The 26411-nt window shown below is 67.0% G+C and carries 24 protein-coding genes; 13 read left to right on the top strand and 11 right to left on the bottom strand.

The annotated features are described in order from the left end of the window. Nucleotides 1-63: 63 nt before the first annotated feature. Together epmA and ligA are read right to left on the bottom strand one after the other, a co-directional pair. Nucleotides 64-1026: an EF-P lysine aminoacylase EpmA gene (gene epmA, locus XarjCFBP7645_RS13715; RefSeq protein WP_104537977.1), complete on the bottom strand. Its 963-nt coding sequence runs from the start codon at nucleotides 1024-1026 to the stop codon at nucleotides 64-66. Beyond that, nucleotides 1023-3524 carry an NAD-dependent DNA ligase LigA gene (gene ligA, locus XarjCFBP7645_RS13720; protein ID WP_104537978.1) on the bottom strand — a complete coding sequence of 834 codons (2502 nt, stop codon included), beginning with the start codon at nucleotides 3522-3524 and terminating at the stop codon, nucleotides 1023-1025. The genes epmA and ligA overlap by 4 nt, the downstream gene beginning before the upstream one ends. Nucleotides 3525-3701: 177 nt before the next feature. Between ligA and XarjCFBP7645_RS13725 the strand changes: the two genes are divergently transcribed. Next, nucleotides 3702-4826 carry a pyridoxal phosphate-dependent aminotransferase gene (locus tag XarjCFBP7645_RS13725; protein ID WP_104537979.1) on the top strand — a complete coding sequence of 375 codons (1125 nt, stop codon included), beginning with the start codon at nucleotides 3702-3704 and terminating at the stop codon, nucleotides 4824-4826. Nucleotides 4827-4987: 161 nt separating this feature from the next. On the opposite strand, the gene XarjCFBP7645_RS13730 is transcribed toward XarjCFBP7645_RS13725, so the two are convergent. The 7 genes from XarjCFBP7645_RS13730 to XarjCFBP7645_RS13760 all read right to left on the bottom strand — a co-directional run bounded on the left by XarjCFBP7645_RS13730 (nucleotide 4988) and on the right by XarjCFBP7645_RS13760 (nucleotide 12205). Further along, entirely contained in the window at nucleotides 4988-5392 is a 405-nt protein-coding gene (locus XarjCFBP7645_RS13730; RefSeq protein WP_104537980.1) for a hypothetical protein, read from the bottom strand. A 188-nt stretch (nucleotides 5393-5580) separates the two neighbouring features. Then, a complete protein-coding gene (gene zipA / locus XarjCFBP7645_RS13735; protein WP_102584325.1) occupies nucleotides 5581-6312 on the bottom strand; it encodes a cell division protein ZipA in 732 nt (243 codons plus the stop codon). Between the two features lie 56 nt (nucleotides 6313-6368). Beyond that, nucleotides 6369-9872 carry a chromosome segregation protein SMC gene (gene smc, locus XarjCFBP7645_RS13740; protein WP_104537981.1) on the bottom strand — a complete coding sequence of 1168 codons (3504 nt, stop codon included), beginning with the start codon at nucleotides 9870-9872 and terminating at the stop codon, nucleotides 6369-6371. Between the two features lie 210 nt (nucleotides 9873-10082). After that, a complete protein-coding gene (gene rplI, locus XarjCFBP7645_RS13745; protein ID WP_016904199.1) occupies nucleotides 10083-10532 on the bottom strand; it encodes a 50S ribosomal protein L9 in 450 nt (149 codons plus the stop codon). A 234-nt stretch (nucleotides 10533-10766) separates the two neighbouring features. After that, nucleotides 10767-10997, bottom strand: coding sequence for a 30S ribosomal protein S18 (gene rpsR / locus XarjCFBP7645_RS13750; protein WP_005991243.1), 231 nt, complete (start codon nucleotides 10995-10997; stop codon nucleotides 10767-10769). Nucleotides 10998-11008: 11 nt separating this feature from the next. Then, nucleotides 11009-11443: a 30S ribosomal protein S6 gene (gene rpsF / locus XarjCFBP7645_RS13755; protein WP_006451585.1), complete on the bottom strand. Its 435-nt coding sequence runs from the start codon at nucleotides 11441-11443 to the stop codon at nucleotides 11009-11011. 423 nt (nucleotides 11444-11866) lie between these two features. Then, nucleotides 11867-12205 (bottom strand): HesB/IscA family protein, encoded by a 339-nt coding sequence (locus tag XarjCFBP7645_RS13760; protein WP_104537982.1) that lies wholly within the window; start codon nucleotides 12203-12205, stop codon nucleotides 11867-11869. Between the two features lie 206 nt (nucleotides 12206-12411). Between XarjCFBP7645_RS13760 and asnS the strand changes: the two genes are divergently transcribed. The 12 genes from asnS to XarjCFBP7645_RS13820 all read left to right on the top strand — a co-directional run bounded on the left by asnS (nucleotide 12412) and on the right by XarjCFBP7645_RS13820 (nucleotide 24633). Beyond that, complete coding sequence (gene asnS / locus XarjCFBP7645_RS13765; protein WP_026064746.1) at nucleotides 12412-13806, top strand: asparagine--tRNA ligase; 1395 nt, start codon at nucleotides 12412-12414, stop codon at nucleotides 13804-13806. Between the two features lie 72 nt (nucleotides 13807-13878). Continuing rightward, a complete protein-coding gene (locus XarjCFBP7645_RS13770; RefSeq protein ID WP_104537983.1) occupies nucleotides 13879-14184 on the top strand; it encodes a hypothetical protein in 306 nt (101 codons plus the stop codon). Next, nucleotides 14181-14507, top strand: coding sequence for a hypothetical protein (locus XarjCFBP7645_RS13775; protein ID WP_104537984.1), 327 nt, complete (start codon nucleotides 14181-14183; stop codon nucleotides 14505-14507). The genes XarjCFBP7645_RS13770 and XarjCFBP7645_RS13775 overlap by 4 nt, the downstream gene beginning before the upstream one ends. A 1-nt stretch (nucleotide 14508) precedes the next feature. Further along, nucleotides 14509-15147 (top strand): FMN-binding negative transcriptional regulator, encoded by a 639-nt coding sequence (locus XarjCFBP7645_RS13780; RefSeq protein WP_104537985.1) that lies wholly within the window; start codon nucleotides 14509-14511, stop codon nucleotides 15145-15147. Between the two features lie 93 nt (nucleotides 15148-15240). Further along, nucleotides 15241-15903 (top strand): carbonate dehydratase, encoded by a 663-nt coding sequence (gene can, locus XarjCFBP7645_RS13785; RefSeq protein ID WP_016902447.1) that lies wholly within the window; start codon nucleotides 15241-15243, stop codon nucleotides 15901-15903. 85 nt (nucleotides 15904-15988) lie between these two features. Further along, nucleotides 15989-16519: a 3-hydroxyanthranilate 3,4-dioxygenase gene (locus XarjCFBP7645_RS13790; protein ID WP_104537986.1), complete on the top strand. Its 531-nt coding sequence runs from the start codon at nucleotides 15989-15991 to the stop codon at nucleotides 16517-16519. Between the two features lie 187 nt (nucleotides 16520-16706). Beyond that, nucleotides 16707-18860, top strand: a complete 2154-nt coding sequence (locus XarjCFBP7645_RS13795) for an FUSC family protein (protein WP_104537987.1) — start codon at nucleotides 16707-16709, stop codon at nucleotides 18858-18860. 34 nt (nucleotides 18861-18894) lie between these two features. Then, on the top strand, nucleotides 18895-20166 hold the full coding sequence (gene kynU / locus XarjCFBP7645_RS13800; RefSeq protein WP_104537988.1) for a kynureninase: 1272 nt from the start codon (nucleotides 18895-18897) through the stop codon (nucleotides 20164-20166). Nucleotides 20167-20339: 173 nt separating this feature from the next. Then, nucleotides 20340-21707, top strand: coding sequence for an FAD-dependent oxidoreductase (locus XarjCFBP7645_RS13805; protein WP_104537989.1), 1368 nt, complete (start codon nucleotides 20340-20342; stop codon nucleotides 21705-21707). A gap of 106 nt (nucleotides 21708-21813) precedes the next feature. Next, complete coding sequence (gene sbcB / locus XarjCFBP7645_RS13810) at nucleotides 21814-23259, top strand: exodeoxyribonuclease I (RefSeq protein WP_104537990.1); 1446 nt, start codon at nucleotides 21814-21816, stop codon at nucleotides 23257-23259. Then, nucleotides 23256-23942 (top strand): DUF2461 domain-containing protein, encoded by a 687-nt coding sequence (locus XarjCFBP7645_RS13815; RefSeq protein ID WP_104537991.1) that lies wholly within the window; start codon nucleotides 23256-23258, stop codon nucleotides 23940-23942. Before sbcB ends, XarjCFBP7645_RS13815 begins: the two co-directional genes overlap by 4 nt. A gap of 124 nt (nucleotides 23943-24066) precedes the next feature. Then, entirely contained in the window at nucleotides 24067-24633 is a 567-nt protein-coding gene (locus XarjCFBP7645_RS13820) for a DUF2939 domain-containing protein (protein ID WP_104537992.1), read from the top strand. A 67-nt stretch (nucleotides 24634-24700) separates the two neighbouring features. On the opposite strand, the gene XarjCFBP7645_RS13825 is transcribed toward XarjCFBP7645_RS13820, so the two are convergent. Further along, nucleotides 24701-25444 (bottom strand): transferase, encoded by a 744-nt coding sequence (locus XarjCFBP7645_RS13825; protein ID WP_104537993.1) that lies wholly within the window; start codon nucleotides 25442-25444, stop codon nucleotides 24701-24703. Further along, nucleotides 25441-26406, bottom strand: a complete 966-nt coding sequence (locus XarjCFBP7645_RS13830) for a 5'-nucleotidase (RefSeq protein WP_054592274.1) — start codon at nucleotides 26404-26406, stop codon at nucleotides 25441-25443. The genes XarjCFBP7645_RS13825 and XarjCFBP7645_RS13830 overlap by 4 nt, the downstream gene beginning before the upstream one ends. Nucleotides 26407-26411: the final 5 nt, after the last annotated feature.

The following is a 26411-nucleotide window of genomic DNA, read 5'->3' on the forward strand; positions in this document are numbered from 1 at the left end:
TGGCAGCGGGCGCATACCATGCGCCGCAACGTCAGGCACAGTGCATTACAGGCGCTGCCGGGGTCAGGCGCTTGCGAATGCGAATGCCAACACATCGGCAATCTGCGTGGTTCCACGCATGGCCATCAACAGCCGGTCCACACCGACCGCAACTCCCGCGCAATCGGGCAGCTGCGACAACACCGCCAGCAGGCGCTCGTCCACCGGTAGTTGCGGCAATCCGCGCGCCGCCCGCACCGCGTTGTCGCGCATGAAACGCGCACGCTGCTCCTGCGCATCGTTGAGCTCGTGGTACCCATTGGCAACCTCGTAGGCGCCCAGATACAGCTCGAAGCGCTCGGCCACCGGCGGCTCGTCGCGGCGGATGCGCGCCAACGCGCATTGGCTGGCCGGCCAGTCGTGCACCACGGTCAGCATGTCGCTGGCAAAGCCCGGCTGGATGCGATGGGTCATCAGCAGATCCAGCCAGTCGTCGCGGCTCAGGCCATCCGGATCGATCGCGATGTCGTGCAGCGGTGCGCGCAGCGTTTCGATCGGATCGCTTAGCGGGTCGATACCCAGCGCCTGCACGAACAGCGCGCGATAGCTCAGCACCTGCACCTGCGCCTGGCGCCCGACCAGCGCAAGCGCGCGGCGCACCAGCGCAACGGTCTCCTGCGCCAGGGCGCGATCGTCCCAGCCCACCCGGTACCACTCGAGCATGCTGAACTCGGGATTGTGGCGGCCGCCGGCCTCGCCATTGCGGAACACCCGCCCCAGCTCGTAGCAGTCGCCCACCCCGGCCGCCAGCAGGCGCTTGAGCGGATATTCCGGCGAGGTACGCAACCAGCGCACCGGCGCGCCGGCATCGACATGGCCGCTGAAGCGCGTGCTGAAGCTGTCGATGTTCGGCTCGGTATTGCCGGCCTCCGACAGCACCGGCGTCTCCACTTCCAGCACGTCGCGCTCGGCGAAGAAATCGCGGATCAGCGCGTTGAGCCGCGCGCGCAACCGCAACGCGTCCAGATCGACCTGCGTCGCACTCATGGTTGCTGGCCGTGCTCGCCGAGGAAGGCCAGCAAGCGCGCCTCGTCCCAGATCTCCACGCCCAGTGACTGCGCCTTGTCCAGCTTGGAGCCGGCTTCTTCGCCGGCCACCAGAAACGCGGTTTTCTTGGAGACGCTGCCGGCGACCTTGGCGCCCAGCGCTTCCAGCCGTTGCTTGGCCGCATCGCGTGTGAGCGCGGCCAGGGTCCCGGTGATCACCACGGTCTGGCCGTCGAGCGGGCCGGTTTGCTGCACATCGGCGTCGGGCAGACGCGACAGCACCGTTTCCATCGCCTGTTGCGCAGCGCTTGCCAAGGCCGCATTTTCGGGCCGCTCCAGCCATTGCAGCAGCGACGCCACCACCGGCGCGGGAACGCCGGCCTGCAACAAGGCATCGGACCCGGCGCTGCGCAGCGCATCGAAGGAGGCCACCGCGGCAGCCAGCTGCTGCGCACGCACTGGCGTCACCTTGGGGATATCCATGTCCTGCAGCACGCTGGCAAAGCTCAGCGCCTCGCGCAGCCTGGGCGATGGCGGATGCGCATCGCCGATGCGCACACCACGCTGCAGCAGGTCGTCGATGGCCTGCTGATTGCCGGGCTGGTCGAAGAAGTGCCCGAGCGAGCGCGCCACCTCGCCACCGATATCGGGCACGCGCTTGAACAGCGGCCACGGCAGATGGCGGATCAATTCCAGATCGCCGAACCACGCCGACAAGGCCTTGGCGGTGCTCTCGCCGACATGCTCGATGCCGAGCGCAAACAGGAAACGCTCCAGCGTGGTATCGCGCGATTGCTCGATCGCCTCGATCAGGTTTTCCGCCCACTTGGTGGCGATCTTCTTGCGGTTCCAGTCGAACGCCGGCAGCCCGGCACGCAGCAGATCGGCCTGCCAGGTGTGCGGCGCCTCGCGCGCGCCGGCCAGGTCCACACCGATGCCGACCACGGTATTTTCCAGCTGACCGTACGCACCGCTGGCCAGATGCTCGCGCGCCTCGCGCAGGAACGCATGCGGGCTCTCGGCAGTGCTGATCAGGCGCAATTGCAGCAGCTGGTCCACGTTGAGCAGGTACAGATCGGCCACGCCCTGCACCACGCCGCTGTCGACCAGCACCTCGATGAACTTTTCGCCCAGGCCATCGACATCCATCGCACGGCGCGAGACGAAATGCCGGAACGCTTCCTTGCGCTGCGCCGGGCAGGTCAGCTCGCCTGAGCAGCGCCACACCGCCTCGCCTTCCTCGCGCACGATCTCCGACCCGCAGACCGGGCATTGCGTGGGCATCTGCCATGGCTGGGTGCCGGGCGGCCGTTGATCGGCAACCACGCCGGCCACTTCGGGAATCACATCGCCGGCACGCCGCACGATCACCGTATCGCCCACGCGCACATCCAGCCGCGCGATCTGGTCGGCGTTGTGCAGCGTGGCATTGGTGACGATCACCCCGGCCACGTGCACCGGCTTCAGCCGCGCCACCGGCGTGGCCGCCCCGGTACGGCCGATCTGGATCTCGATCGCCTCCACCGTGGTGGACTGCTCCTGCGCCGGGAACTTGTGCGCGATCGCCCAGCGCGGCGCGCGCGAGACAAAACCCATCTCGCGCTGCCCGGCCAGATCGTCGAGCTTGTAGACCACGCCATCGATATCGAAGGGCAAGCCATCGCGCGCCTCGCCGATGCGTTGGTAGTACGCCAACAGGCCGTCGCTGCCCTGCACCACCTCGACCAGGGCGCTGACCGGGAAACCCCACGCACGCAACTGCGCCAGGATCGCCGAATGCGTCTGCGGCAACACGCCCTCGCTCACTTCGCCCACGCCGTAGGCAAAGAAACTCAGCGGGCGCTGCGCAGTGATGCGCGCATCCAGCTGACGCAGCGAGCCGGCGGCGCCATTGCGCGGATTGGCCAGCACCTTGCCGCCCTGCAGGCGCATCTGCGCGTTGTAGGTTTCGAAGGCGGCGCGCGGCATGTATACCTCGCCACGCACCTCCAGCACCTGCGGCCAGCCTTCGCCACGCAGGCGCAGCGGAATCGCCTTGACGGTACGCAGATTGGCGCTGACATCCTCACCGGTGGCGCCGTCGCCGCGCGTTGCGCCCTGCACGAACTCGCCGTTTTCGTAGCGCAGACTGATCGCCAGGCCATCGAGCTTGGGCTCGGCTGAAAATACCGGCCGTTTCACTTCCAGCCGCTCGCTGATACGCCGCACGAACTCGGCCACCTCCTCATCGCTGAAGGCATTGCCCAACGACAGCATCGGCAAGGCATGCCGCACTTCGGCAAAGCGCGACGCGGCCAGGTGGCCGACGCGCTGGGTCGGCGAATCGGCGCTGGCCAGCTCCGGGTGCGCAGCCTCCAGGGCTTCCAGTTCGCGCATCAGGCGGTCGTAGTCGACGTCGGCCATCTGCGGCTCGTCGAGCACGTGATAGCGGTAGTTGGCGTCCTCGATACGATGACGCAGGGCGTCGATGCGCTGAGCGGGATCCGGGCTGACAGTCATACGATCGCTGGGCTGGCTCTGGGCCGCCCATTCTAACGGGCCGTGCCGGTGTGCAAGTGCGGCCCGACCGCCGACCAAACCGCGCGACAGCGAGCCCGGCAGCGATTTTCCGATAGGCAGACAGGCACAAACCCGCTAGCGTGGCGCCCTCTTTTGCCTGCTCGCCTGGAGCTCACCGTGCCGTTGCCCGTCTCGCGCCGTTCGTTTCTCAGCCTTGCCACCTCCGGCGTGGCGGTTTCCGCACTGGGACTGACGTCGCCAGCCGAAGCAGCGCGCAAACGCGCAGCCGCGCCGGCCGCCCCCGGGATGGCGCCCGCCGCCGGCACGGTGTATCTCAACGACAACGAGCATCCGCTCGGCCCCTCGCCCGCCGCACTGGATGCGGCAACGCGCTCGCTGGCACGTGCAGGCCGCTATCAGTTCGAGATGGAGCAGGACCTGCGCAATCTGATGACCGGCGAGCTGCAACTGCCCGGCGACCATCTGGCGTTCTTTCCCGGTTCCAGGGACGCACTGCATCGTGCCGGCAGCCTGTTCACCTCGGCACGTGCCGGGCTGGTGGTGGCCGACCCGAGCTTCGACCCGATCGTCGACAGCGCCACCGCCCGCGGCGTGCCGGTGCGCAAGCTGCCGCTGCGGGCCGATGGCGCGCACGACGTCAAGGCGATGGCCAAGGCCGACCCGTCCGCCGGCCTGATCTACCTGTGCAACCCCGGCAACGCCAGCGGCGCCATCACCCCGCGCGCCGACATCGAGTGGCTGCTGGCCAACAAGCCGTCCAGCGCGGTGCTGGTGGTCGACGAAGCGTATATCCACTACAGCAACGAGCCGTCCGTGGCGGACCTGGTGCGCCAGCGCCAGGACCTGATCGTGCTGCGCAGCTTCTCCAAGCTCTACGGCATGGGCGGCCTGCGCCTGGGCGCCGCGCTGGCGCCGCCGGGGCTGCAGACCAAGCTCGCCAGCGTGGGCAGCAACCCGTTGTCGGTACCGGCAATGGCCGCCGGCATCGCCAGCCTGCGCGACCCGCAACTGGTACAGACCCGCCGCGCGGAGAACGCCCGCGTGCGCGACGACACCATCGCCTGGCTCAAGAGCAAGGGCTACACCTGCCTGCCCACGCAGGCCAACTGCTTCCTGCTCGACGTCAAGCGCGACGCCAGCGTGTTTGCCGATTCGATGCAGAAACAGGGCGTCATCGTCGGCCGCAGCTGGCCGATCTGGCCCAAGCGCGTGCGCGTGAGCGTCGGCACCGAGGCGGAGATGCTGCGCTTTCGCGAGGCGTTTACCAAGGCCAAGCGCTGATCGCCAAGCACAGAGTGGTCATCCCTTCTCCCACCCCGGGAGAAGGTGCCCCGAAGGGGTATGAAGGTGCGAGCGAAGCCTCGTGCCGCCCAGCCGCGCGAGGGCCTCGCCTGCGTACCCTCACCCTGACCCCTCTCCCGCTGGAGAGGGGCTTTGATTTCCTACTGCTTGGGAGTTGGAAGAGGCGCGGCGGCATTAGGACGCAGCACGCGCCGGATCCACACGTAGCTGAGCGCAAACGTCAACGCCATCGACACCGCACTCCACACCAGGAGCTGGCGCATCATCGGCGGCCCCTGAAAGATGCGCGCGTAGTAGCTTGCATCCAACAGCGCGATCACGTGCGGCAGGAAGACAGTGATGATGGGCGTTGGCACTGGCGCAACCAGCAGCGTCACTGCAACGGCAAACCCGATCGAGCTCCATTGCGCGCGACGTGGGCTTGTCGACGCGCCTTTGCGCAAACGCGGCGCAACCCGCGACGCCATCCATAGCAGCGGTGCGGCCAGGATGGCCCACACCGCCAGCAACATCAGCACCGCCAGCGGGCCCTGCAAGCCCCACATCGTTCACCTCTACGCTAGAACGCGCCCTGCGGCAGGTCGCGACTCAGACCGCGTATGGATGACGCACGGTCGGGATGACTCGCGGTCAATGGCTCGCAATCACTGACTCAGCGACGCTCGATCACCAGCGGTGCGCAATCACCACCGACGCACATCACCAGCAGCGCACACTTAACAGCAATACGCACTCACCAGCGCGGCGACTTGGTCAGCGGCGGCGCCTGGTGCTGGCGATCGTAGGCGCGCAGTTCGTCGCGGATATGCGCCACGCGCTGGCGGCCCAGCGCATTGCGGCTGTCGTCCAGCACCACGCCGTCCAGCAGTTCGGCCATGCGCTGGACGGTCGGCAGCATCTTTTCCCAGGCATCCAGCGCGGTCATCGGCGCCGGCAAGGTGAGGAAGAACGCAATCGCCGGGGTCTGCATCTCGCGGATGTTGGCCATGTCGAAGCTGCCGGGCTTGAGGATGCTGGCCATGCTGAAGATCGGCCCGCGCTCCGGATGCCCTTCCACTAGGCGGTGGAAGACATTCATGTGACCGAACACCAGCCCGGTCTTCTCGGCAGCGACCACCACGTCTTCGCCGCGCAGGACCTGGCCGGCCTTGGCGGCCACGAACAGCGAGACGATCTTGTCGAAATCCTGGTTGGGGCGCTTGCCGACATCGTTGCCGCCGGCCGCATCGGCATCGTCCAGGTTCAGTTCGCTTTGCTCGGCGCCCTCATTGCGCTCGAACGGGTCGCCCTCCACGCCAGGCTCGCTGGAGATCACCGGCTCGCGGCGCTCGCGCGGTTGCCCGTCGTCCTTGTCGACCCGGCGCCCTTGCGGCGATTTTTTCGGGCGACCAAATAGGAAGATGGCCGCGACCAGCAGCAGTCCAGCGATCAGGATCCCGATCCGGATCATGGCCATGTCGGACATTTAGCGTGCCTCCGCATAAGAGTGACAGGTGTCGATATTCCGACAAGCATGGCACGTCATGCAGCACCCGCCAAACGTGCGGCCTCTTCCAGGTCCACGCTGACCAGGCGACTGACGCCCGGCTCGCGCATGGTCACGCCGGAGAGCTGGCGCGCGGCCTCCATCGTCGCCTTGTTGTGGCTGACGAACAGGAACTGCACCTTCTCGCTCATTTCCCGCACCATGTTGGCCAGGCGGCCGACATTGGCTTCGTCCAGCGGCGCGTCCACCTCGTCGAGCAGGCAGAACGGCGCAGGATTGAGCTGGAAGATCGCAAACACCAGCGCCACCGCGGTCATCGCCTTCTCGCCACCGGACAGCAGCGAGATGCTGGACACGCGCTTGCCCGGCGGGCGCGCCATGATGGTTACGCCGGTGTCGAGCAGGTCTTCGCCGGTGAGTTCCAGATAGGCGTGGCCACCGCCGAACAGGCGCGGATACAGCGCCTGGACGCCGGAATTGACCCGGTCGAAGGTGTCCTTGAAGCGGCCGCGAGTTTCGCGGTCGATCTTGCGGATCGCCTCTTCCAGCGTCTCCAGTGCGGTGTTGAGATCCAGGTTCTGCGCGTCCAGATATTCCGAACGCTGCGCCGCTTCGCCGTACTCCTGGATCGCGGCCAGGTTGACCGGTTCCAGCCGCCGCATGCGCCCGTCGATCTGGCCGACCGCCGCTTCCCACTCGGCCACGTTCGCCGCTTCCGGCAATCCATTGACGACGTCCTCGAGCACGAAGCCGGCCTTCACCACGGCGGCCTCCAATTGCTCTGCGCTGAGCACCAGCGCCTGCTGATCCAGCTTGCGCTGGGAAATGCGCTCGCGCTGGGCCAGCGCCTGTTCGTCGCGCTGCTGACGGGTCTGCTCGTAGCTGCGCAGCTCGCCATCGATGCTCTCCAGCATGGTGCGCGCTTCGCTCAGCACGCGCTCGGTGCGCACACGCTCGCTCAACGCGGCCTGGTGCTCGTGCTCCAGCGTTTCCACCGGCGAGTCGCCGTCGCTGAGCTGGGCGACCAGATCCTCCAGACGCGTGTCGAGCTGGCCGCGCTGGCTGTCCATGCGCTCCAGCGTCTGGCTCAGGGAGGTGATCTGGGTGCGTTGCGATTCCAGCGTGAGCGCCAATGCATGCATCGCATCGCGCACGCCACGTGCGGCATCGCGGGCCTGATCGCGTGCATCGGTGAGCTGACGGCGTTCGTTCTCCAGCGCCTGCCGGGTGCCTTGCAGATCGCCCATCAGGGTCACCGCGTCTTCGAGCTTGGCGCGTGCCTCACGTGCCTGTTCGCGGCTGGTGTCCAGCGTTTCCAACAGCTGCGACAATTCGTTTTCGATGCGCTCGATGCGCGTGCGCGCGGCATCGACCTTGCCCTGCTGACTCTGCAGCTGACCGGCCAGTTCGGACACGCTGCGGTGCGCCATGTACAACTGGCGCTGCGCATCTTCGCGCTGCTGTTCGGCCGCCAGCAGTTGTTCGCGGAAGCTACCCAGGCGCTGCTCGAGGTCGGCCTCGCGCTCCTGCAGCGTTTCGATCTGCGCACGCAGCTCCTGAATTTCGCGCTCGCGCAGCAAGGCGCCCTGCTTGGCAGCGCCGGAGCGCGACACCCGCACCCAGCCCTCGCCCAGCCGCTCGCCGCTGCGGGTGATGACCGAATCGCCCTCGGGCAGGCCGCGCTGCAGCGTGCGCGCGGCCTCCAGATCCTCGGCCGCGTGCAGGCGCGCGAGCAGGCGACGGATCGCGATCGGCCCCTGCACCTTGGCCGCCAGCGAAGTGGGCGCAAAGCTCGCGTTGTCGCTGGCACTGGAGACGAGCGCGATGCGGCCCTCGCCCAACTCGCCCAGCGCATCGACCAGTTGCTCCGGCGCATCCACCAGCACGCCTTCGATCAGCTGCCCCAATGCGCCTTCGACCGCGTTTTCCCAGCCACTTTCGACCATGATGCGCTCGCCGACACGTGCGGCAGAATCCAGCCCGCGCGACTTCAGCCACGCCACTGCCGCGCCCTGCTCCTGGCCGAGTGCGGCCTGCTGCAGGGTTTCCAGCGACGACAGCCGGCCACGCGCGGCCTGCGCCTGCTTGCGCACCTCGGCCAATTCGCCCTGGCTGGCGCGCTGTTGTTCCTGCAGCCCGCCGAGCGCGTGCTTGCGCGCTTCGACCTGCTCGGTCAGCCCGTCCAGCGAGGTCTTCTGGGTTTCATGGCGCAGCTCGATCTGCTCGAACGCCTCGGCCAGCGCATCCAGGTCCAGTCCGGCACGCTCGTTGACCAGCGCTTCGCGGCGGCGCTCGGCTTCCAGCGACTGGCGATCGAGATAATCGACACGCGTGCGTTCCACTTCGCCGGCACGCGAGGCTTCGCCGGTGTCGCGATTATGGGTTTCCCAACGCTGCTGCCAGTCGGCCAGGCGCGCTTCGGCTTCGCGTAGCGACTCCTGGCGGAATTCGTGGTCTTCGCGCAGCTGTTCCAGTTGCGGTTCGGCAGCGTCCACCGCCTCGCGCAGCACCGCCAGCCTGGCCGAATCGCCGCTGATGTGCTGGGTCAGCTCCTGCAACTGGCTCTGCGCCTCATCGCGCGCCTTGTGCAGGCGATGCGAGAGTTCGCGCTGATGCTGGATCTGCTGCTCGATGCGCGCCAGCGCACCACCGACCTGATAGACATCGGCCTGCGCCTTGGCCACCGCTTCGGCGGCCTCCTCGCGACGCGCGCGCCCGGTTTCGATCCGCGCCTCGGCATCGCGCTGTTCGGCGATCAGCTGCTGCAGCCGGGTCTCTTCCTGATTCAATTTTTCGCGCAGGCCCTGCAACCGGCCATCCAGGCCGCGGTACTCCAGCGCCTTCCACTCGGCGTCCTTGATCCGGCGCTCTTCCTGAAGGGCCTGATACTGCTCGGCCTGGCGCGCCTGGCGCTGCAGATGCGCCAGTTGCTTGGTGATCTCTTCGCGCAGGTCGCCCAGGCGATCGAGGTTCTCGCGGGTATGCCGGATGCGCGTTTCGGTTTCCTTGCGGCGCTCCTTGTACTTGGAAATGCCGGCGGCTTCTTCCAGATACACGCGCAGGTCTTCCGGCCGCGCCTCGATGATCTGGCTGATCATGCCCTGCTCGATGATCGAGTAGCTGCGCGGCCCCAGGCCGGTGCCCAGGAACAGGTCGGTGATGTCGCGGCGCCGGCATTTGGTGCCGTTGAGGTAGTAGGCGCTGTTGCCGTCGCGGCTGACCAGGCGCTTGACCGAGATCTCGTTGAACGAGGCGAACTCGCCGCTGATGGTGTGATCGGAGTTGTCGAAGATCAGCTCCACCGTCGCCTGCGACACCGGCTTGCGCGCCGAGGAACCGGAGAAGATCACGTCGGTCAGCGAGTCGCCGCGCAGTCGGCTGGCCGAACTTTCGCCCATCACCCAGCGCACCGCATCGATGATGTTGGACTTGCCGCAGCCATTGGGCCCGACGATGCCGGTCATGTTGGTGGGCAGGTGCAACGTGGTCGGGTCGACGAACGACTTGAAACCGGACAGTTTGATCGTGGACAGGCGCATGGGACTGAAGGTTCCGGGCACCGCACGGGCAGGGCCGGCAGGCGCTTTATTCCTGTGAAGCCGCCCACCTAAACCCTTGATCCACAAGATCTATGGGCCGTGGAACCGGCAATGGAGCATGAGTATAGCGGGCCTGGCATCGCTGGCGTGGCCGCAGAAAGACGAAGGGCGCCTAACCAGGCGCCCTTCGGGTATAGCGTGCAGCGTGGATCAGGCGTCGGATTCGACGATGACCTTGACCGAGGTTTCCACATCGGCGTGCAGGTGCAGCACAACGTCGTACTCGCCGACATTGCGGAATGCGCCTTCGCCCAGGATCACTTCGCTCTTTTCCAGCGGCAGGCCGGCGGCGGTGAACGCCTCGGCGATGTCGCGCGGACCGACAGAGCCGTACAGCTTGCCTTCGGTCGACGCATGCGCGCCGATGGTGACGCTGGCGCCTTCGAACTTGCCGGCCCGGCTCTGTGCATCGGCCAGGATGGTGTTGGCCTTGGCTTCGTAATCGGCACGCTTGGCTTCAAACGCTTCGACGTTGGCAGCGGTGGCCGGAACGGCCTTGCCCTGCGGCACGAGGAAGTTGCGGCCGTAACCCGGCTTGACGCTGACCTTGTCGCCCAGGCCGCCGAGATTGGTCACTTTCTGCAGAAGAATCAGATCCATGGTGGTGCTCCGTTATTCGTTAGCGCCGGCACTTTGGCCGACGCAACGTTTGCTGTCCGAAAAGACGGGATTCGGGAATCGGGATTTGGGAATCGCAACAGCACGATCAACACCGCATCTCGAATGACCGGCCTCTATATTTTTAGTAACCCGCACATGGATGTGCGGGCTCTTGTGAGGGACTCACATATCACCGTGCGGGCTTTTGTGAGGAACTCACATCAACGACTCGGATTAGACGTCGTGATTGTCCGTGTACGGGATCAGCGCCAGGAAACGCGAGCGCTTAACGGCCGTGGCCAGCTGACGCTGGTACTTGGACTTGGTACCGGTCACGCGGCTCGGCACGATCTTGCCGTTCTCGGTGAGGTACTGACGCAGGGTGTTGAGATCCTTGTAATCGATCTCTTTCACGCCCTCGGCGGTGAACTTGCAGAACTTGCGACGACGGAAGAACTTGGACATGACAGCGCTCCTTAAGCGGCTTCGGCGTTGTCGCCGTCGGTATCGGTGGCGGCAGGTGCAGCATCGCCCTCATCGTCATCGCGACGACGACGCTCGCTACGCTCGGGCTTGTCGCCCTTCTCGTCCTTGCTCTTCATGATCAGCGACTGCTCGGTGTCCGGGCCGTCGCGCTTGACGACCAGGTGACGCAGCACCGCATCGTTGAAGCGGAAGCTTTCCACCAGCTCGCTCAGCACGGCCTGGTCGACTTCGATGTTGAGCAGCACATAGTGCGCCTTCACCAGATTCTGGATCGGGTAGGCCAGCTGACGGCGGCCCCAGTCTTCCAGACGGTGGATGGTGCCGTTACCGCCCTCGATCAGCGACTTGTAGCGCTCGATCATGGCCGGGACCTGCTCGCTCTGATCCGGGTGGACCAGGAACACGACTTCGTAATGACGACTCATGTTGTATTACCTTTCGGATGTGGCCACGTGGGCCGGACAGCTCCCCGGTGACCCGCGCAAGGCGGCCGGTGGAGCAAGGATTCCCGCTCGGAACCGGGCAGGAAGCAGGAAAGTATGGCAGTTCAGGCGTTTAGCCGCAACCAGGCCGAGCCAGCGGCCGAGCCCACAAACAGGACAGCTGCGCGGCGACTGCTCGAGCCCCTCTCCCGCCGGGGCGATAAGGCACCGCTTGCGCGCCACTGGCGCGCGTGCCTTGGAGCGCCCGCGCCGCAAGCGCGGGCCGGGGCGCGGAGCGGGGTTGGGGTGAGGGTCCGGGGCAAAGCCACCCGTGACGCCTAACCGCGCGAGGCTTCGCCCAGTACCCTCATCCGCCCCTCGGGCAGCTTCTCCCACAGGGAGAAGGGATAGCGCTCGCTGGCGAGCTCAGCGATGCTCGGCTTCGGTCGTGAAGCTTTCCCCGCAGCCGCATTCGGCGGTCGCATTGGGATTGCGGAAAGTGAAGGTCTCGCTGAGGCCGTGCTTGCCGAAATCGATGCAGGTGCCGTCGACCAACGGCAGGCTGACCGGATCGACGAAGATGCGCACGCCTTCCTGCTCGAACACCGCATCGTCATCGCGCTTCTCGCGCGCCAGGTCGGTGACATGGCCCCAGCCCGAACAACCGGTCTTGGTCACGCCAAAGCGCAGGCCCAGCGTCCCCGGGCTCTGCTGCACGAAACGCTGCACGCGCTCCAGCGCGGCAGGGGTGAGGCTGATGGCCATGGAGGTGCTCCGGAAACGATGGTGGCAAGTATAGCGAGGCTGCAGTAACCGGGGCTGCACCCGCCGCTACGACGTGTTCACCAGATGGGGCCATCTCCGGGCTTCGACAAGCGCAACCACCCGCAAGCGGTTCAGATGCTCGCGCCGGCGCGCCCGCAGCCAGTAAACTCGCAGACCATTCAAGGTCGCTACGGCGAGGACAAGTCATGACGGTGGTCAGCGTTGAACATGCGCTTGCGGGAAAACTCCCGGAAGGCGGCGAAGTTACGGTACGGGGGTGGGTGCGCACGCTGCGCGGATCTGCCGGACTGGCCTTCATCAACGTGACCGATGGCTCGTGCTTCGCTCCGATCCAGGTGGTGGCCAACGACACCCTGCCCAACTTCGACGAAATCAAGCGCCTGACCAGCGGCTGCTCGCTGGTCGCCAAGGGCGTGCTGGTGAAGTCGCAGGGCAAGGGCCAGTCGTTCGAGATCCAGGCCAGCGGCGTGGAGATCGTCGGCTGGGTCGAGGACCCGCTGACCTACCCGATCCAGCCCAAGCCGATGTCGCCGGAGTTCCTGCGCGAAGTGGCGCACCTGCGCCCGCGCACCAACCTGTTCGGCGCGGTCACCCGCATCCGCAACTGCCTGGCGCAGGCGGTGCACCGCTTCTTCCACCAGAACGGCTTCAACTGGATCAGCACCCCGATCATCACCACCTCCGACGCCGAGGGCGCCGGGCAGATGTTTCGCGTCTCCACGCTGGACATGGTCAACCTGCCGCGCGATGCCAGCGGCGCGGTGGATTTCAGCCGCGACTTCTTCGGCAAAGAGACCTTCCTGACCGTGTCTGGCCAGCTCAACGTGGAGGCCTACTGCCTGGCGCTGAGCAAGGTCTACACCTTTGGCCCGACCTTCCGCGCCGAGAACAGCCACACCACGCGCCATCTGGCCGAATTCTGGATGATCGAGCCGGAAATCGCCTTCGCCGATCTGGCCGAAGACGCGCGCCTGGCCGAGCAGTTCCTCAAGTACCTGTTCCGCGCGGTGCTGGACGAGCGTGGCGACGACCTGGCATTCCTGGCCGAGCGCGTGGACAAGAACGCGATCGCCAAACTGGAAGCCTTCATCAATGCCCCGTTCGAGCAGATCGACTACACCGAGGCGGTGAAGCTGCTGCAGAATTCAGGCAAAAAGTTCGACTTCCCGGTCGAATGGGGCCTGGACCTGCAGACCGAGCACGAGCGCTGGCTGACCGAAGAACACATCGGCCGCCCGGTGGTGGTAACCAACTACCCCGAGCACATCAAGGCCTTCTACATGCGCCTGAACGACGACGGCAAGACCGTCGCGGCGATGGACGTGCTCGCGCCGGGCATCGGCGAGATCATCGGCGGCAGCCAGCGCGAAGAGCGCTTGGATGTGCTGGATGCACGCATGGCCCAGTTCGGCCTGGATCAGGAGCACTACAGCTGGTACCGCGATTTCCGCCGCTACGGTTCGGTGCCGCATGCCGGCTTCGGCTTGGGGTTCGAGCGCCTGGTGGTCTACGTGTGCGGGCTGAGCAATATCCGCGACGCCATCCCCTACCCGCGCGCGCCGGGCAGCGCGGAGTTCTGATGTGAGGTGGACCATCACTGCGCTGGTGATCGGCGCAGCACCTCCCCAACTCGCACTGATGCTGGCGGGCGCATGACCCTGTTCTTCGCACTGTGTTTTGTCGGTGTTGCCGTTGCCGGGCTCACCGCCTTGCTGATCTTCTGGCCGCTGACGCTGGTGCACCTGCGCGACCGTCATCCCGAGGCGCTGGCCGGCTTCGGCGAGCCGGCCTTCATCAGTCCTGCGGCGCTGCGCTGGTTGCTGACGCGGCGCTACCGCAGCCATCGCGACAGTGCGCTGTCCGGCCTGGCCACACCCGCCTGGCTGTCGCTGCTGACCATCTTCTTCGGCCTGGGCATGGCGGCCCTGCTCGGCCTGCTTTCCAAGGTAATGCCATGAATACACAGCAAGACACTGCATATGACGACCGCGATTCGTGGTGGCTGGCCACGATCGGCCGCACGCTGATCTGGGCGCGCCTGCGCGTCAAGCAGGCCGGTACCGCCGAAGTCCTGGACAGCGATGGCAAGATTTTGCCCTACGACAGCGAGGACAGCGCCCGCGCGGCGTTGTTCGATGCCGAGTTCGTCGCGCTCGACGGGCTGGACGAAGAAGACGCGCTGATGCGTGGCTTCTCGCTCGACGAAGTGTCGCCGCCGCGTGGCGAGGACGATGCGGACCTGCGCGAACGCATGGTACTGACCCTGGGCGGTCGCGCCTGACATGTACGCCCCACGCGCGTTCGCGCAGACCGATCTGGCCTTGCTGGACTGGCTGATCGCGCGCGACCCGTTCGTCACCATGATCAGCCACGGCGACGATGGACAGCCGGCAATCTCGCATCTGCCGGTGCTGTACCGACGCGACGCGCAGGCAGTGGTCATCGAAGGCCACTGGGCGCGCCCCAATCCGCAGGCACACAGCCCAGGCGACGCGGTACTCGTGGTGCAGGGCCCGCATGCCTATGTGTCGCCGAGCTGGTATCCGGACAAGGAAGCAGCCGCACGCGTGCCGACCTGGAACTACGCCGTGGCGCATCTGCACGGACGTTGCGAGCAGGTGAGCGATGAGGCGGCGCTGGGCGAGCTGATCGGCCGCATGAGCACGCACTTCGAACAACGCGTCGGCAGCGACTGGCTGTTCGAGATGGAGCGCGACAGCCACCGCCGGCAGTTGCGCGGCCTGGTCGGCTTCCGCTTCGTTCCCAGCCGCATCCAGCTGACCTTCAAGCTCAGCCAGAACCACCCGGCCGCTAATGTGGCGGCCGTGAGCGATGCATTGCAGCAACAGGCATCGGCCGACTCCCGCGAGGTGGCGTCGCTGATGCGCGACGCCCTGCGCGCACGCGACGGCGCGGTCTGAGCGGCGCCGTCCAGCGCGGATTTTCCGCATCACCGTTTTATCGCTCATCTCTCGATCACACACCGCCCCACTGTCCTCTGGAATACTGCGCGCATGAACGAGCTCAACCACTTGCTTGAAAACAACCGTGCCTGGTCCGAGCGCATCCGCCGCGAGGACCCGGAATTCTTCTCCAAGCTGTCCACCCAGCAGACGCCCGAGTACCTGTGGATCGGCTGCTCGGACTCGCGCGTGCCCGCCAACCAGATCATCGACATGGCCCCGGGCGAGGTGTTCGTCCATCGCAACATCGCCAATGTGGTGGTGCACACCGACCTGAACTGCCTGTCGGTGATCCAGTTCGCCGTCGACGTGCTCAAGGTCAAGCACATCCTGGTGGTCGGCCATTACGGCTGCGGCGGCGTGTTTGCCAGCCTGACCCAGAAGCGCATGGGCCTGGTCGACAACTGGATCCGCCATGTCACCGATGTGGCCGACAAGCACGAGGCCTGCCTGCACGACGCGGGCGACCTGCCGGTGCAGCACGCGCGCCTGTGCGAGCTCAACGTACTCGAGCAGGTGGTCAATGTCTGCCGCACCACCATCGTGCGCGATGCCTGGGACCGCGGCCAGGCACTGCAGGTGCATGGCTGGGTCTACAGCCTGCGTGACGGCCGTGCGCACGACCTGGGCATGTCGATCGACCGCCCCGAGCTGCTGCAGGAACGCTACGACGCCGCACTGGCGCGCATCCAGGCCGATCACGCCGAACGCTGAGCCGCGCCCGCACACCCTCCCACCGCGGCGCCCATCGGCGCCGTCGGTTGGCTATGCTGGACGTCTTCTTTGCCGAGGAACGTCGATGCTGGTCCCGCCGATCAACCTGCAAGCCTGGATCGAGCAACACCGCCACCTGCTCAAGCCGCCGGTGGGCAACAAGTGCATCCAGCAGGACGGCTTCATCATCATGATCGTCGGTGGGCCGAATGCGCGCACCGACTACCACTACGACGAAGGCCCCGAGTGGTTCTTCCAGCTCGAAGGCGAGATGGTGCTGAAGGTGCAGGACGAAGGCGTCGCACGCGACATCCCGATCCGCGCCGGCGAGATCTTCCTGCTGCCGCCGAAGGTGCCGCATTCGCCGCAACGCGCGGCCGGCTCGATCGGCCTGGTGATCGAACGCGAGCGCTTGCCCAACGAGCAAGACGGCCTGCAGTGGTATTGCCCGCAGTGCAATCACAAACTGTACGAGGCGATGTTTCCGCTGCAGGACATCGAAACCGATTTTCCGCCGGTGTTCGATCATTTCTACCGCTCGCTCGCGCTGCGCACCTGCACCCAGTGCGGGCATCTGCACCCTGCGCCGGAGCGCTATGCCACTGTCGAGGCATGAGTGGGCGATGGCCGAAGCACGTTCACAGGTCTTCGAGCGCAGTCGCTCGGCGGTCGGTCGTGGGCGCGTCACCGCGACATCGCAATGCCGCGCAACGCAATGACGATGCAGCTGTGCGCATCGCGCGGTGTTTCGAGGTTGTGCATGCGCCGCAGCCACGCTGTGCGTCCACGTTGAACCCCCTGCCATGCTGCGCACGCTGATCGACCTCAAACCACGCGACGTGCCGCTGCGCGTTGCGCTGCGCAATACCGCCGCGGTGGTGCTGCCGCTGGCGATCGGTGTGGCCACCGGGCATGTCGCCGCCGGTCTGGCCGTGTGTACCGGTGCGCTCAACACCATGTTCACCGACCAGCCCGGCCCGTACCGCGCGCGTCTGCAACGCATGTTGATGGCCGCACTGGCAGCGGGCCTTGCCGCGTTGCTCGGCATCTGGGTCGGCCACAACACGCCGGCATTGGTGATCGCCGGGCTGCTGCTCGGTCTTAGCGGCGGCTTGTTGGTGGCACTGGGCCCGGTAGCGGCGCGGGTGGGGCTGACCAGCATGATCCTGCTGGTGGTCAGCGCCGACATGCGCCTGCCGGTGCAGCAGGCCGCGGGCGTGGCAGCGTTGATCTTCGCCGGCGGCCTGCTCCAGGTGGTGCTGGCACTGGCGGCGTGGCCGCTGCAACGCTATCGCCCGGAGCGTTTCGCGCTGGCCGACCTGATGCGTCAACTGGCCGGCATCGCACGCCAGCGACCGGAAGCCAGCGCCCCGCCGCCGGCCACCCAGGAGGTGCTCGATGCGATGGTGATGCTGCACGGCGAGCATCGCTCGCGCGCGATCGCCGTGCAGAGCTTCCGCATCATCGCCGAGCTGTGCGAACGCGTGCGGCTGGAGCTGCTGTCGCTGGCCGATGTCGATACCCGCCTGACCGACTCGCAGGCGCGCCCGGCGATCGAGCGCGTGCTCGAACGCAGCGCCATCGTGCTGGAACAGCTCGCGCATGCGATGACGGTGGGCGAAGACCCGCTCGCCGCCAATGCCTCGATGACCGGTTTCGACGATCTGGTCGCCGCACTGGCGCAGTTCCAGCACGACAACGCCGATACCCGCGAGCGCCGGCTGGTGCGGGTGGCGGTGGCGCGCGCGCAAGGCCTGGGCGGCCAGCTGCGCGCCCTGATCCGCAACGCGCACTGGGCCAGCAGCCGTGGCGAGATCCAGGCGCAGCTGGCCGAAGCGCGCCTGCCGGCGGCACTCAGGCCCGCAGCAACCTGGGCCACGCTGCGCGCGAACCTGGATCTGTCCTCGGTGGCGTTCCGGCATGCCTTGCGCTGCGGCGTGTGCCTGGCGCTGGCGGTCGCCTTCCAGCGCTGGCAGCAGATCCCGCACGGCTTCTGGATTCCGATGACCACCGCCATCGTGCTCAAGCCGGATTTCGGCGGCACTTTCAGCTTCGGCGCCTTGCGCGTGGCCGGCACCTTCGTCGGCCTGCTGGTGGCGACCTTGCTGGCGCACCTGGCGATGGACGGCGCCAGCGTCCGCCTGGCGTTGCTGGCGCTGTTCTGCCTGGGCTTCCGCCTGCTGACGCAGGTGAACTACGGCATCGGCGTGGCGTTTCTGACCGGCATGCTGGTGCTGCTGCTGTCGTTCGAAGGCGTGGCACCGGGCGAGGCCATCGGTGCGCGTCTGCAGGCCACGGTCGCCGGCAGTGCCTGGGCGTTGATCGCCTACGCGGTGTGGCCCACGCGCGAACGCCGGCATATCCGCGCCTCGCTGGCGCAGTTGCTGAGCGCCTATCGCGATCATCTGCGCAATCTGCTGCTCGGCAGGATGGAGGATCTGGGCGATACCCGCGCTGCCGCACGCGTGGCGCGCACCAACGCGCAGGCCTCGATCGAACGCCTGCGCGGCGAGCCACGCAGCCGGCGCAATCTGCACGAGCTCAAACTCGCCGAGTCGTTGCTGGCCAACGGCAACCGGCTGATCCGCGCCACCCTGTCGCTGGAAGCGGTGCTGCGCGATGGCCACCCCTTGCCCGCGCTGGAAGCGCTGCCCGCCTTTGCGCAACAGGCCGACCAGGCGCTGTCCGAGCTGATCGCCTGCCTGGTCGAGGGCGGCACTCCGGCAGCGGCCACCTTGCGCGGCGCCGAGCGCCAGCTGTCCAATGCATTGACGGCGCTGCCCGACGGCTCACCCGCCACCGCCGCACTGGCCGACACCATCGACCGCATCACCGACAGTATTGGCACCTTGACGCATCTGTTGCGCCCTGCCCGGCCAGCCTCGACCAACGCCTCGACCAACGCCGCGGCCGAGGCACCGGCCGCGGCCGACGGCGCGCACGGTGCCGGGGGGTAAACTGCGCCACTGACCTGCGTTGCGAGCCGTGATCATGACCGACCTGCTGTCCCGCGCCCATGCCGTTGCATTGGACGCCGCCGACCCGCTGCGCCACCTGCGCGACGACTTCGTGTTTCCGCAGCATGCCGGCCAGGACCAGACCTACTTCGTCGGCAATTCGCTGGGCCTGCAGCCGCGCGGCGCCCGTGCGATGGTGGCCGAGGTGCTCGACCAGTGGGGCGCGTTCGCGGTGGAAGGCCACTTCACCGGTCCCACCCAGTGGCTGACCTATCACCAGCTGGTGCGCGATGGCCTGGCGCGCGTGGTCGGCGCGCAGCCCGGCGAAGTGGTCGCGATGAACACGCTGAGCGTCAACCTGCATCTGATGATGGCCAGCTTCTACCGGCCCACGCCCGAGCGTGGCGCCATCCTGATCGAAGCCGGCGCGTTTCCGTCCGACCGCCATGCGGTGGAATCGCAACTGCGCCTGCATGGGCTGGATCCGGCCACGCAGCTGATCGAAGTGGAAGCGGACCAACCCGATGGCACGGTGTCGATGGCGGCGATCGCCGATGCCATCGCACGGCACGGTCCGCGGCTGGCGCTGGTGCTGTGGCCCGGCATCCAGTACCGCACCGGCCAGGCCTTCGAGCTGGGCGACATCGTGCGGCTGGCACGCGCGCAGGGCGCGATGGTGGGGTTCGACCTGGCGCATGCGGTCGGCAATATCGCGCTGACGCTGCACGACGACGGCGCGGATTTCGCAGTGTGGTGCCACTACAAGTATCTCAACGCCGGCCCCGGTGCGGTGGGTGGCTGTTTCGTGCACGCACGTCATGCCAACAGCGACCTGCCGCGCATGGCCGGTTGGTGGGGACACGAGCAGCAGAGCCGCTTCCGCATGGATCCGCAGTTCGTGCCCTCGCCTGGGGCCGAAGGCTGGCAGCTGAGCAATCCGCCGGTGCTGGCGCTGGCGCCGTTGCGCGCGTCGCTGGAGCTGTTCGATCAGGCCGGGATGCGGGCACTGCGCGCCAAGTCCGAACAGCTCACCGGGCACCTGGAACAGTTGATCCACGCCCGCGTGCCGCAGGTGCTGCAGATCGTCACCCCGGCCGAGCCGGCGCAACGCGGCTGCCAGCTATCGTTGCGCGTGGCCGGCGGTCGCGCACAGGGGCGCTCGCTGTTCGAGTACCTGCAGTCGGTGGGCGTGCTCGGCGACTGGCGCGAACCTGACGTGATCCGCATCGCGCCGGTGCCGCTGTACAACCGCTTTGGCGATCTGCACCAGTTGGTGGAACAGGTGGAGACCTGGGCCACCGCCTGAGCACGCACGGCACCCACTGTGCCATCGAGCAGATCGGCGCGTGAGCCGGGACCGGCACACGCCCACGTACACTCCGAACCCGCACCTGGCCGGCCACGGCAGGTGCCATTGCCAATCACTCTCCTTTTCCCTTCTTGGCCGGTACTCACGTCCGGCCGCTGCCGGATACCGCATTGAGCGCAGTCTCTCCCCGTTCCCTGACCTTGATCGGCGCTGGCCTGGCCGGTTGCCTGCTGGCCATCCTGCTGTCGCGTCGCGGCTGGCAGGTCACCGTCTACGAGCGCCGCGGCGATCCGCGCATCAAGGGTTACGAGTCCGGCCGCTCGATCAACCTGGCGCTGGCCGAACGCGGCCGCCATGCGCTGCGTCAGGCTGGCGCCGACGACGCGGTGATGGCCAAGGCGGTGATGATGCGCGGGCGCATGGTGCATCCGCTGCATGCACAACCGCAGCTGCAGCGCTACGGGCGCGACGACAGCGAAGTGATCTGGTCGATCCACCGCGCCGCGTTGAATGTCGCGCTGCTGGATCTGGCCGAGCAGGCCGGCGCACGCGTGCATTTCTACCGCCGCCTGCACACGGTGGACTTCGATGCCGGCTATGCGCGCTTCATCGACGACCGCGACGACCAGCCGCACGAAATCCACTTCCAGAGCCTGATCGGCAGCGATGGCGCCGGCTCGGCGTTGCGCGCGGCGATGCAGCGCAAATCGCCATTGGGCGAGCGCACCGAATTCCTCGATCACTCCTACAAGGAGCTGGAAATTCCGCCGTTGCCCGGTGGCGGTTTCCGCATTGAAGGCAATGCGCTGCACATCTGGCCGCGCGGGCGCTACATGTGCATCGCGCTGCCCAACGACGGCGGCACCTTCACCGTCACCCTGTTTCTGCCCAACGCCGGCGAACCCAGCTTTGCCACCACGCGCACCGGCGACGAAGCGCTGGCCCTGTTCGCGCGTGATTTTCCCGATGCCCTGACGCTGATCCCGCAGCTCAAGGAGCATTGGGAAGAACATCCGCCCGGCCTGCTCGGCACCCTCACCCTGGACCGCTGGCACCTGGGCGGCCGCGCACTGCTGATCGGCGACGCCGCGCACGCGATGGTGCCGTTCCACGGCCAGGGCATGAACTGCGCGTTCGAAGATTGCGTGGCGCTGGCAGAGCAGCTGGATGCGCACGAGGATCTGGAGACCGCGTTTGCCGCGTTCCAGGCCGCACGCCGTGACGACGCCGCAGCGATCCAGCAGATGGCGCTGGAGAATTACCTGGAAATGCGTGACCGCGTCGACGATCCCGATTTCCTGCTGCAACGCGCACTCGAACAGCAACTGCAGGCGCGCTGGCCCACCCGTTTCGTGCCGCATTACACGATGGTGACCTTCCTGCGCACGCGCTACTCGATCGCCCTGGCACGCAGCGAGATCCAGCGCCAGATCCTGGTCGAGGCCACGCGCGGGCATAGCGACCTGTCGCGCATCGACTGGGCCGCGCTGGAAGCGGTCGTGCATGCGCGCCTGCAGCCGCTGGAAGGCGCGCACTGATCCACTCGCACAGGCCGGCGTCAGAGAGCCGGCGTGCGGATGAGAGATACTAGGCAGCACTGGCGGCGCCCTGCGCAGCGCGCCGCGGACCTGGATCTCATACGGCATGCCTGACAGCTTTCTCTTCTACGACCTGGAAACCTTCGGCCAGGATCCACGCCGCACGCGCATCGCACAGTTCGCCGCGGTGCGTACCGATGCGCAACTGCGCGTGATCGAAGAACCGATCAGTTTCTACGTGCAGCCGGCCGACGATCTGCTGCCCTCGCCGTACGCGACCATGGTCACCGGCATCACCCCGCAGCACGCACTGCGCGAAGGCGTGAGCGAGGCCGAAGCGTTCGCGCGCATCTCCGAACAGATGAGCCGGCCGCAGACCTGCACGCTGGGCTACAACTCGATCCGCTTTGACGACGAGTTCGTGCGCTGCGGGCTGTTCCGCAATTTCTACGACCCGTACGAGCGCGAGTGGCGCGGCGGCAATTCGCGCTGGGACCTGCTCGACGTGTTGCGGCTGGTGCATGCGCTGCGCCCGGACGGCATCGTCTGGCCGCAGCGCGAAGACGGCGCCACCTCGTTCAAGCTCGAACACCTGGCCGATGCCAACGCAGTGCGCGAAGGCGACGCGCACGAGGCGCTGTCGGACGTATACGCCACCATCGGCATGGCGCGCAGGTTCCAGCAACATCAACCCAAGTTGTGGGACTACGCACTGCGCCTGCGCGACAAGCGCTTTGCGGCGACGCTGCTGGACGTCATCGCGATGCAGCCGGTGCTGCACATCTCGCAGCGCTATCCCGCCTCGCGCATGTGCGCCGCCGCGGTGCTGCCGTTGACGCGCCATCCGCGCATCGACAGCCGCGTGATCGTGTTCGATCTGGACGGCGACCCTGAAGTGCTGTTGCGCCTGAGCCCGGACGAGATCGCCGACCGGCTGTATATCCGCGCCGCCGACCTGCCCGAGGGCGAGCAGCGCATTCCGCTCAAGGAAGTGCACTTGAACAAGTCGCCGGCGCTGGTGGCCTGGCAGCATCTGCGCGCAGCGGACTTCCAGCGCCTGGGCATCGACCACGACGCGGTGCTGGCCAAGGCTGCACGCCTGCGCGAGCTCGGCCCTGAACTGGCCGAAAAAGTGCGCCAGGTGTACGGCAACGAGCGCGCTGCGGCGCCGGCGGTCAACGATGCCGATGCCTCGCTCTATGACGGCTTCCTGGCCGAAGGCGACAAGCGCCTGCTGGCGCAGGTGCGCGCCAGTGCGCCGGCCGAACTGGGCGCGCTGGAGTCGCGCTTTCGCGACCCGCGCCTGGTCGAGTTGCTGTTCCGCTACCGCGCGCGCAACTGGCCGCAGACGTTATCGTTCGAACAGCAGGAACGCTGGAACGTCTACCGCCGTCAACGCCTGCTCGACGACCGTGGCCTGGGCGAGCTTACGCTCGATCAGTTCCATGCGCAGATCGCGGATTTACGGCTTGCTCACCCCGACGATGCTACCAAGCAGTCCCTGCTCGATCAGCTCGCCGCCTGGGGTTTGGACCTCCAACGCACGCTATGACCACCTATTTTTCCGACGCCAGTTTCAAGTTCCTGCGCGCCCTGGCGCGCCACAACGACAAGACCTGGTTCAACGACCACCGGCATCAGTACGAGGCGCATGTGCGCCAGCCGTTCCTGCAGCTCATCACCGACCTGCAGCCGGCCCTGGCCGAAGTCAGCGAGCACTATCGCGCCGATCCCAAGACCCAGGGCGGCTCGCTGTTTCGCATCTACCGCGATGCGCGTTTTTCCAACGACAAATCGCCGTACAAGAACTGGCAGGGCGCGCGCCTGTTCCATGAGCGCCGCCGCCAGGTGCCGGCGCCGTCGTTCTACATCCATCTGCAGCCGGGCGAGAGTTTCGTCGGTGCCGGGCTGTGGCATCCGGAGCCGGACACCCAGCGCAAGCTGCGCCAGTTCATTTTCGACAATCCAGCCAACTGGAAAGCGGCCGCCTACGAACCCAAACTGCGCCGCAAGTTCGCGCTGGATGACAGCGAGAAGCTGGTGCGTGCACCGCGCGGTTTTCCCAACGAGTTCGAGTTCATCGACGATCTCAAGCATCGCAACTGGGCGTATCTGCGTCATCTCGACGATGCCGTCATGACCGGCCCGCGCCTGCGCCAGACCATCGAGGCCGACCTGGTGGTGCTGGCGCCGTTCGTCGATTACCTGTGCGCCGCGCTGGATCTGGAATTTTGATGAATCGCGCGGCGCCGACAGCCATCGACGCGACGCCGGCGGTCGGCACACCGAAGCGATCTCTCGCTGCGCGGCACTGTGCATCGCTGCGTCTTGCGCCAACCACCGCGATGAACTGCACACCATGAACAAGCGCTGGTTGCTGTTGCCCGTACTGGCCGTGCTGCTGCTTGTCAGCTATGTGGTTGCAGGCCCGTACCTGGCCATTCGCGGCATCAGCCAGGCAGTCGCCAATCGCGACGCGGCGCAGCTGGAACGCCATGTGGATTTCCCCAGCCTGCGGGTCAACCTCAAGGCGCAGCTGGACGATTACCTGGTTCGCCAGGCCGGCAGCCGCATGCAATCGAGCCTGCTCGGCGGGTTCGCCCTGCAGCTCGCCAGCGGTATCAGCGGTGCCGGCGTGGACACGCTGGTGACGCCGCTGGGCATCGGCGCGCTGCTGCAAGGCCATAGCGTGTGGAATCGCGTCACCGGCGACACCGTCAGCCCGGACACCTATGCGGCGCCGGCGCCGGCGCGTCCGCTGCAAGGCGCCGAGCAGCGCTTCGAATCCACCCGCCGCTTCACCGCCACCACCCGCACCGCGACCGGAGCGCCGGTGGTATTCGTGCTGACCCGGCAAGGGCTGCGCTGGCGGCTGACCGATATCCAGCTGCCGCTGGCAGATGCGGAAACTCCGCTGCTCCCATAAGCGCGCGCTTGCGAGCGATATTGGGATTTTCTCTTGCGCAGGCTGACGCCGCGCGCCCGACAGCGGCTTACGAAAACCGCCAGGCCCGCTCCATCCACGCTGCCTGCAGCCGCAGCATCGACGGCCGCAGTTGCCGACGCGCCGGCCACGGCAACGTCGCCAGCGCCTGCTCCGCAGTGCCTGGCGTGCGTTTGCCGTTCCAGGCGTATAGCAGCTGGTTGCGCGGATCCGGCTCGGGCAGCAGCAGCACCCGCCCATCGAATACCTCGCGCAGCGCGGCCAGATGCCCGGCCAGCGGCACCTGGAACAGGTTCAGCGCCAGCACACCGCCTGGCGTCAGCGCAGCGCGGCAAGCGGCGTAGAACTCGGGCGTGCACAACGCCGGTGGGATGCCATCGGCATCGTAGGCATCCAGCAGCAACAAGTCGTAGCGCCCGGCACGCGTACCGATCCATTGCGCACCGTCGCCATGCGTAACCTCAAGCCGTGCATCGTCGCGCGGCACGCCAAACGCATCGCGCAACGCCAGCACCTGCGCATCGGCATCCACCGCCTCGATGCGCGTGCTGCGCAGATACCGGTGGCAGAACTTGGCCTGCGCGCCGCCGCCGAAGCCGATCAGGCCGATGCGTTCGGGCCGCGGCTGCAGCCATAGCGCCGCCAGCATGCCGCGCGTATACGGCAGCATCAGCCGGTACGGCGCCCAGCGCGACATGCGGGTCTGCACGGTGTCGTCGGCGAAGTACAGCTCCAGCTGGCGCCAGCTGGAGCGCAGCGCGGCGCGTCCAGTAGGCTTCGATGCCTCGCTCACCTGCCCGGCGGATCGTTGGCCACGCCATGCGGTACGTGGCCGGCCGCCACGTGCTGGTGCTGGCGCGCACTGTCGATGTTGTGCTGCGAATCGTCGAAGAAGATGTCCGCGCCAAACGCCTCCAGGAACGGCCCCTTGTGCCGCCCACCGAGGAACAGCGCCTCGTCCAGACGCACGCCCCATTCGCGCAGGGTGCGGATCACCCGCTCGTGCGCCGGCGCCGAGCGCGCGGTGACCAGCGCGGTGCGGATCGGCGAGGCCTCGCCCGGCGGGAATGCCGCCTGCAGCGCATGCAGCGCCGACAGGAAATTGCGGAACGGCCCGACCGACAACGGCTCGCGCGCACGTTCGCGCTCGTGGCGCCCGAATGCCTCTACGCCCTGCTCGCGCGAGATGCGTTCGCTCTCGTCGCCGAAGATCACCGCATCGCCGTCGAAGGCGATGCGCAGCTGCGTCGACAGGCGGCTTTCGTCGTTGTCCACGATCGCCGCGGCGGCTTCGGCGCGTTCGCCCGGCGCGCGCGGCATGATGGTCGCCGCCGCAATGCCATGGGTGAGCGCACGCCGTACCGACTCCGGGTTGGCCGACAGGAACAGGTCGGTGCCGAACGGCTTCACGTACGGCCAGGTCGGCTGACCCGAGGTGAAGGTCGCACGCACGATGCCCAGGTTGTAGTGCTGGATCGAATTGAAGATGCGCAGCCCGGTGTCGGCGGAGTTGCGCGACAGCAGGATCACTTCCACACGCGGGGTTTCTTCGGGCACATCGTGGTTGAGCGCCAGCAGCTTGCGCACCACCGGAAAGGCCACGCCCGGCTCCAGGATGTCGTCCTCATGCTCGCGCTGAAACGCCGAATACGCCTCCACGCCATCGGCCTCGAACAGCGCATGGCCTTCTTCGAGATCGAACAGCGCGCGCGAGGTCACTGCGACGGTCAGGAGTCTTGGGGAATTATCAGCCATTGGGG

The sequence above is a fragment of the Xanthomonas arboricola genome (assembly GCF_002940665.1).
Classification (GTDB): Bacteria; Pseudomonadota; Gammaproteobacteria; order Xanthomonadales; family Xanthomonadaceae; genus Xanthomonas; species Xanthomonas arboricola_B.

Excerpts from the sequence above, each read along its gene's own strand:
- XarjCFBP7645_RS13775 (WP_104537984.1), top strand. The coding sequence starts at position 14,181 with ATGAATACACAGCAAGACACTGCATATGACGACCGCGATTCGTGGTGG.
- XarjCFBP7645_RS13730 (WP_104537980.1), bottom strand. The coding sequence starts at position 5,392 with ATGTGGGGCTTGCAGGGCCCGCTGGCGGTGCTGATGTTGCTGGCGGTG.
- XarjCFBP7645_RS13760 (WP_104537982.1), bottom strand. The coding sequence starts at position 12,205 with ATGGCCATCAGCCTCACCCCTGCCGCGCTGGAGCGCGTGCAGCGTTTC.
- rpsF (WP_006451585.1), bottom strand. The coding sequence starts at position 11,443 with ATGAGTCGTCATTACGAAGTCGTGTTCCTGGTCCACCCGGATCAGAGC.
- asnS (WP_026064746.1), top strand. The coding sequence starts at position 12,412 with ATGACGGTGGTCAGCGTTGAACATGCGCTTGCGGGAAAACTCCCGGAA.
- can (WP_016902447.1), top strand. The coding sequence starts at position 15,241 with ATGAACGAGCTCAACCACTTGCTTGAAAACAACCGTGCCTGGTCCGAG.
- epmA (WP_104537977.1), bottom strand. The coding sequence starts at position 1,026 with ATGAGTGCGACGCAGGTCGATCTGGACGCGTTGCGGTTGCGCGCGCGG.
- XarjCFBP7645_RS13780 (WP_104537985.1), top strand. The coding sequence starts at position 14,509 with ATGTACGCCCCACGCGCGTTCGCGCAGACCGATCTGGCCTTGCTGGAC.
- XarjCFBP7645_RS13770 (WP_104537983.1), top strand. The coding sequence starts at position 13,879 with ATGACCCTGTTCTTCGCACTGTGTTTTGTCGGTGTTGCCGTTGCCGGG.
- XarjCFBP7645_RS13820 (WP_104537992.1), top strand. The coding sequence starts at position 24,067 with ATGAACAAGCGCTGGTTGCTGTTGCCCGTACTGGCCGTGCTGCTGCTT.
- zipA (WP_102584325.1), bottom strand. The coding sequence starts at position 6,312 with ATGTCCGACATGGCCATGATCCGGATCGGGATCCTGATCGCTGGACTG.
- rplI (WP_016904199.1), bottom strand. The coding sequence starts at position 10,532 with ATGGATCTGATTCTTCTGCAGAAAGTGACCAATCTCGGCGGCCTGGGC.
- XarjCFBP7645_RS13795 (WP_104537987.1), top strand. The coding sequence starts at position 16,707 with ATGCTGCGCACGCTGATCGACCTCAAACCACGCGACGTGCCGCTGCGC.
- sbcB (WP_104537990.1), top strand. The coding sequence starts at position 21,814 with ATGCCTGACAGCTTTCTCTTCTACGACCTGGAAACCTTCGGCCAGGAT.
- kynU (WP_104537988.1), top strand. The coding sequence starts at position 18,895 with ATGACCGACCTGCTGTCCCGCGCCCATGCCGTTGCATTGGACGCCGCC.
- XarjCFBP7645_RS13830 (WP_054592274.1), bottom strand. The coding sequence starts at position 26,406 with ATGGCTGATAATTCCCCAAGACTCCTGACCGTCGCAGTGACCTCGCGC.
- ligA (WP_104537978.1), bottom strand. The coding sequence starts at position 3,524 with ATGACTGTCAGCCCGGATCCCGCTCAGCGCATCGACGCCCTGCGTCAT.
- XarjCFBP7645_RS13815 (WP_104537991.1), top strand. The coding sequence starts at position 23,256 with ATGACCACCTATTTTTCCGACGCCAGTTTCAAGTTCCTGCGCGCCCTG.
- XarjCFBP7645_RS13790 (WP_104537986.1), top strand. The coding sequence starts at position 15,989 with ATGCTGGTCCCGCCGATCAACCTGCAAGCCTGGATCGAGCAACACCGC.
- rpsR (WP_005991243.1), bottom strand. The coding sequence starts at position 10,997 with ATGTCCAAGTTCTTCCGTCGTCGCAAGTTCTGCAAGTTCACCGCCGAG.
- smc (WP_104537981.1), bottom strand. The coding sequence starts at position 9,872 with ATGCGCCTGTCCACGATCAAACTGTCCGGTTTCAAGTCGTTCGTCGAC.